The sequence below is a fragment of the Bradyrhizobium sp. Unk1 genome (assembly GCF_059512345.1).
The window spans coordinates 1-4,711 of sequence record NZ_JCAMOP010000120.1 but is presented as its reverse complement, the minus strand read 5'-3'; the positions used below and the strand labels follow the sequence as shown (position 1 = coordinate 4,711).

Annotated in this window: 6 protein-coding genes and 2 pseudogenes; 6 read left to right on the top strand and 2 right to left on the bottom strand. The window is 56.5% G+C overall.

Annotated features, from left to right (window positions below):
- Positions 1-55: 55 nt before the first annotated feature.
- Complete coding sequence (locus tag AC5ZFO_RS47155; protein WP_496124149.1) at positions 56-421, top strand: Arm DNA-binding domain-containing protein; 366 nt, start codon at positions 56-58, stop codon at positions 419-421.
- A gap of 15 nt (positions 422-436) precedes the next feature.
- On the top strand, positions 437-913 hold the full coding sequence (locus AC5ZFO_RS47150; RefSeq protein ID WP_496124148.1) for a tyrosine-type recombinase/integrase: 477 nt from the start codon (positions 437-439) through the stop codon (positions 911-913).
- On the opposite strand, the pseudogene AC5ZFO_RS47145 reads toward AC5ZFO_RS47150, so the two are convergent.
- Positions 913-1,101 (bottom strand): annotated as a pseudogene (locus AC5ZFO_RS47145) (transposase); the annotation flags it as partial. The gene AC5ZFO_RS47150 and the pseudogene AC5ZFO_RS47145 overlap by 1 nt on opposite strands.
- Before the next feature lie 152 nt (positions 1,102-1,253).
- Here AC5ZFO_RS47145 and AC5ZFO_RS47140 point away from each other — a divergent pair.
- The 3 genes from AC5ZFO_RS47140 (at position 1,254) to AC5ZFO_RS47130 (ending at position 2,651) form a co-directional block, all read left to right on the top strand.
- A complete protein-coding gene (locus tag AC5ZFO_RS47140) occupies positions 1,254-1,610 on the top strand; it encodes a hypothetical protein (protein ID WP_496124147.1) in 357 nt (118 codons plus the stop codon).
- Between the two features lie 283 nt (positions 1,611-1,893).
- Positions 1,894-2,265, top strand: coding sequence for a carotenoid biosynthesis protein (locus AC5ZFO_RS47135; protein ID WP_496124146.1), 372 nt, complete (start codon positions 1,894-1,896; stop codon positions 2,263-2,265).
- Positions 2,160-2,651 carry a carotenoid biosynthesis protein gene (locus tag AC5ZFO_RS47130; RefSeq protein ID WP_496124150.1) on the top strand — a complete coding sequence of 164 codons (492 nt, stop codon included), beginning with the start codon at positions 2,160-2,162 and terminating at the stop codon, positions 2,649-2,651. The genes AC5ZFO_RS47135 and AC5ZFO_RS47130 overlap by 106 nt, the downstream gene beginning before the upstream one ends.
- 615 nt (positions 2,652-3,266) lie before the next feature.
- Here the strand turns inward: AC5ZFO_RS47130 and AC5ZFO_RS47125 are convergent.
- Positions 3,267-4,184, bottom strand: a complete 918-nt coding sequence (locus AC5ZFO_RS47125) for a TauD/TfdA dioxygenase family protein (protein WP_496124145.1) — start codon at positions 4,182-4,184, stop codon at positions 3,267-3,269.
- Positions 4,185-4,425: 241 nt separating this feature from the next.
- Between AC5ZFO_RS47125 and AC5ZFO_RS47120 the strand changes: the two are divergent.
- Positions 4,426-4,711: pseudogene (locus tag AC5ZFO_RS47120) on the top strand (transposase); the annotation flags it as partial.

Here is a 4,711-nt window from a genome sequence, read left to right as displayed (position 1 = left end):
TTGCATCACCAAGCCACACAGGCTCAAATGACCAAAGGATTCCGCCCATCGCTGGATGACCTTTGGGGCTCAGGTCAGTCTCCTTTCCCTGCACGTTATCCGTTTCGATCCGACCGCTCTGGTCGAATCGAATAGGAGAAAGCTGTGGCGCTTCCGGTATCACTTCGACCGAAAGGAAAAGATGCTTTCGCACGGGTCATATCCCGATGTGAGCATCGCGCAGCCGCGCCAGAAGCGTGACGATGCTCGATCGGTGTTGGCGGCCGGGACAGATCCGGCGCGCGAGCGTGAACAGGACAAGATCGCGGCTTCGATTGCCGCAGCAAATACGTTCGGTGTCGTGGCGGCGGAGTACTTGGACCGCATGAAGGCGGAGCATGGCGCCGAATCGACGATCGCCAAAAACAAGTGGCTGCTCTAGGATTTAGCTGCGCCGTTGGCCAAGCGGCCCATAGCAGAAGTATCGTCAGCAGAGCTCCTCCAACTGCTCCAACGCATCGAGAAGAGCGGTCGCCGTGAGACTGCTCATCGCCTCCGTGGCATGCTAGGCAGTGTCTTCCGCTATGCGGTCCGGACGCTTCGCGCCTCGACCGATCCGACCGCCCCCCTACAGGGAGCACTCCTCAAGGTCGAGGTGACGCATCGTCCGGCTATCACCGACGAGCAAAGGCTCGGTGCCCTCATGCTCTCGATTGACGAGTACGATGGCTGGCCGACGCTTCGCGGCGCGCTCCTTATTCTAGCGCTCACCATGGTTCGTCCCGGTGAAGTCCGACACATGAGGAAGTCCGAGATCATCTTTCCGAAGGCGCTCTGGCGCATTCCGGGGGAGTGCATGAAGATGCGGAAGCCGTTGGACGTGCCGCTCTCTCGCCAAGTGCTCGAAGTGATTGGCCAGGCGAGCGTCTCGTGAACCGTCTGCTCGACGAGATCAGCAGCTTTGGCCATACGGCTTGCCCGCAGATCCGCGATGACGGTCCTGGTTTTTTCGTCGGCCGCGGCGCGGCTCTCCTGGGCATGAATGGCCTTGAGCATGTGGCTGACCTCGCGGCCCCGGGTCGACGGCACGTGGCTGAAGACATTGCGATAAAAATGCACCATGCAACGCGCCTCCTCGACCGAGCTCTCCCGCCTCAAGTGCTACCAAATGAGATAGGTTCGACAAGCTGCCAGTTGTGGTACTTTCCGAAGCCTCTTGGTCGGATCTAGACCACGCAGCGCGCTGCGATCCTGTTCAGACGGGGAGACGTTGAATGCCCGCGAGAAGCTCCGAATACGAGAAACGCGAACGGAAGACAGATCCAGAGCCCGAACGGGCCGCTCAGGCATCAGCCTCTGGAGCGGGTGGCACCACGCACGATGTTGGAGAATCAGCGAGGGCCGCAACAGGCCATTCATTTGCGTCTCCAGAATGGAAAAGATCGCTCGAAGAGACAACAGACCTGTTCGCTGCGGCATTGAAGGACGGGTCAGAGCTGGCTGCTTCCTCTCTGCACGCTCAGGCCAATCTTATGAAAAATCTTGCCAACTCCAAAATTCCCTCGGACGTAATGAAGTGCCATTTGGATTTCGCGAAGCGGCTTTGGTCGAAACCGTTCAGCGAAGGCTGAGAGATAAAATCACCTAAAGCGGGTCCGTCATCTGCGGCAAGGGGAGCGGGCGATCGCGCACTATTCCCTCCGAGGTGAACAAACTTTTGGGAGGGCGATATTCTTATACCGGACTATCGACGCGCATACGCTTGGGAGACTAAGGAAAGAAAATATCTCTTCGGCAATATTCCCAAGGTTCAGAAGAGACCAAGCAGCGCCATCTTCTTGCAATAGATAGGGTGGTAGACAACGCAACTGCGTTGCCGCTGATTGCTCGCTCAGTCGACGGAAACCGTGCGCAATGACGTTAGATAATGTTGCCCGCAGCAGATTCTGGGCGCGGCAGGAGCCCGCGCTTTGGTTGGCTATCGCTGGCATTCTTGCGGCCGGAATTGGGTTTTCCTGGAATCCAACCCCGCTTGCGCAAGCGCTCGCGGCGATTTTCATTGCCTGCGCGCTGGTCCATGCCAGTTTTGACTATGGTCCACGGCGAGCCTTGGTCCTGTTCGTTGCTTGCAATGCAATTGCATTTGCGATGGAAAATCTCAGCACCGCCACGGGCTTTCCATTCCGCGTCTATCATTTCGAGGTAGGACCGAACTTGTCGCACGTCGGCCTGATTCCGATTATTGTGGGACACTATGGTTCGGAGCCGGCTATTTTTCGTGGGTAGTCGCGTCGGTTCTGCTTGATGGCGCCGACCGTCAGCTCCATCGCCCTTTCAACTTGATCGCCCTGCCCGTCGTCGCTGCGTTCGTGATGACCCAATGGGATCTTGTGATGGATGCCCCCAACGCGACAATCGCCAAGGTCTGGATATGGCACGACGGCGGTGGGGTATTCGGTGTTCCTCTCTCCAACTATCTTGGTTGGCTTCTTACCTCATGGCTGATTTTTTATGCCTTCGCGCTCTATCTCCGCCGCAGCTGCCTTCAGCCGTATCCAAGGACGAGCCCCAAGCTACCAGCGATTGGCATCCTTTTTTATGTAAGCGCCGGCCTCACGCATATCGTGCCATGGATAATTGGACAAACAGGTCGAGCTGAGCCGTTTTTGTGACTTGTTCCGCAACTGGGAAGTCCGGCTACCGCTGGTGATTGCGACGCGATGCCGGCCGATATTCTACGACGTTTCAAACGTTCTCGCATTCGGCGAGCGTGATATTTCGCGGTCATCGCCTCCACAATTAGCTGCGCGTGTGCTTCGATGCGCTGCGATTTGCGGTCGTAGCCCTGGACTTTAGTAACGAAATCGCCAACTTCCCTGAGGCGACTGCGCCAACGGATCGCGCTGGCCGGGCTGACGCCAAAACGCTCGGCGCGCCTGTCGACAGGACAAGCCCCCGTCAATCGCAGCTACCACCCTTTGGTGAGGATCAACGGAAAGCGCCTTGGTCATACATATGGCCCCTGCATGTGACTCGCGCCGTTTAAGGAATCACCTCAGATACATTCCGGTGGAAAAATGCTCCAGAGAAGCAATTTCGTTGAGCAAGCATTTCATTGGGGACTAGATCACGCGGATGCGCAACTAAGTTCGGGCGCACGCCGTGAGTTAATGAACTCGCGGGATTTTGGATCAAAACTGTATTCTTGATGTGCCGTGGTTCGGATACATTCATGCGAGGACATAGCTCACCAATTTCTACCGATTTTGTTGAAGTTTGCGCATAAGCTAGACGACATTCCCTGACTGCTGCTTGACGCGCGCTACACTGCGCCGGCCGTTAACGCCGATGGGCACCTCACCGTCTATGGCTGCGCGACGGACAAGGCGAGGCTGGTCTCCGTAATCCTTGGCCGCATAATGCATGGTGGCTCGGTTGTCCCAGATCACAACGTCATCCTGCCTCCAATTCCAGCGCAGTGTGTTTTCGGGCGAGATGATGTGAGACTCGAATAAATCGAACAGCCTCTGGCCGTCATATTTCGGCACGTCAACAAAGCGTTTCGCATACATGCCGAGTACTAGCGCACGCTCGCCGGTCTCGGGGTGAACACGTACGAGCGGATGCTCGGTCTCGAGCCTCGCTTTAAGGACCTTTTCATAATGCTTCTTGTCAGCTTCGGTTGGCCGAGTAAATATAGCGCGATCGAACGCGTTGCTGTGAACAACCCAGAGGTCATCGGCAAGCCGCTGCAGCGGCGGCGGCAAATCGAGATATGCGGTCGTGGTGTTTGCCCATACCGTGTCGCCGCCGGTTGGTGGAATTACAACGCCTCGGAGCACTAAAATCTTGGGATAGGCCTCCATGTAGGCCATATCGATGTGCCAACAGTCAGCTCGGAGACCGCGCACCGCATCAATCTCGATCATCGAAATCGTTCCCTTGAGAGTACTCACCGTTGGAGTCGGTGGGAGAGCTTTCCCAAAGCGACACGCGAAGCGTTCCTGTTCGACGTCGTCCAGATGAGCCTGCTCGCGGAAAAAGATGACCTTGTATTCAAGCAGCAGACCGTTGATCGCAGCGATGGTCTGCTCCGGCAAATCGCCCGACAGCTTGATATTCAGTATTTCAGCGCCTATACGCCCCGAGCGTTTGACGATATCGGCAGGTGAAATGACGCTATCGATCAAAGCCCGCTCACTCATGGCAGCATTCTCCAAATGGCTAGATGATTTGTTGGTCGTGTTGTTGTTTTTGGTACATACTGTTTCATGTCTCTATTTTCATTGCAGCTATCTTTCCTGGTGGTTGATCGTACCCATCAAAATGCAATGTGACCTGCCAGTGCGTATTTCCTCCAGAAGGGTGATCTGGGGCCGGCAAACTGGACCATTTTTGGCTGGAGTTGGCGCTGCATAAATCCCTCGGCTGGGAGGAGCGACGACGATGAAGGCCTCGAAGTTTTCGGACGCCCAGAAGGCGTTCATTCTCAAGCAGGGCAGCGACGGGGGCGCGGTGGCGGAGATCTGCCGCAAGGCCGGGATCAGCCAGGCGACCTACTTCAATTGGAAGAAGAAGTATGACGGTCTGCTGCCGCCGAGATGCGCCGGCTGAAGCAGCTCGAGGAGGAGAACGCCAAGCTGAAGAAGCTGGTGGCCGATCTGTCGCTCGACAAGGAGATGCTGCAGGACGTGATCCGCCGAAATGTATGGTCTGCCCCGCCTGTGCAAGG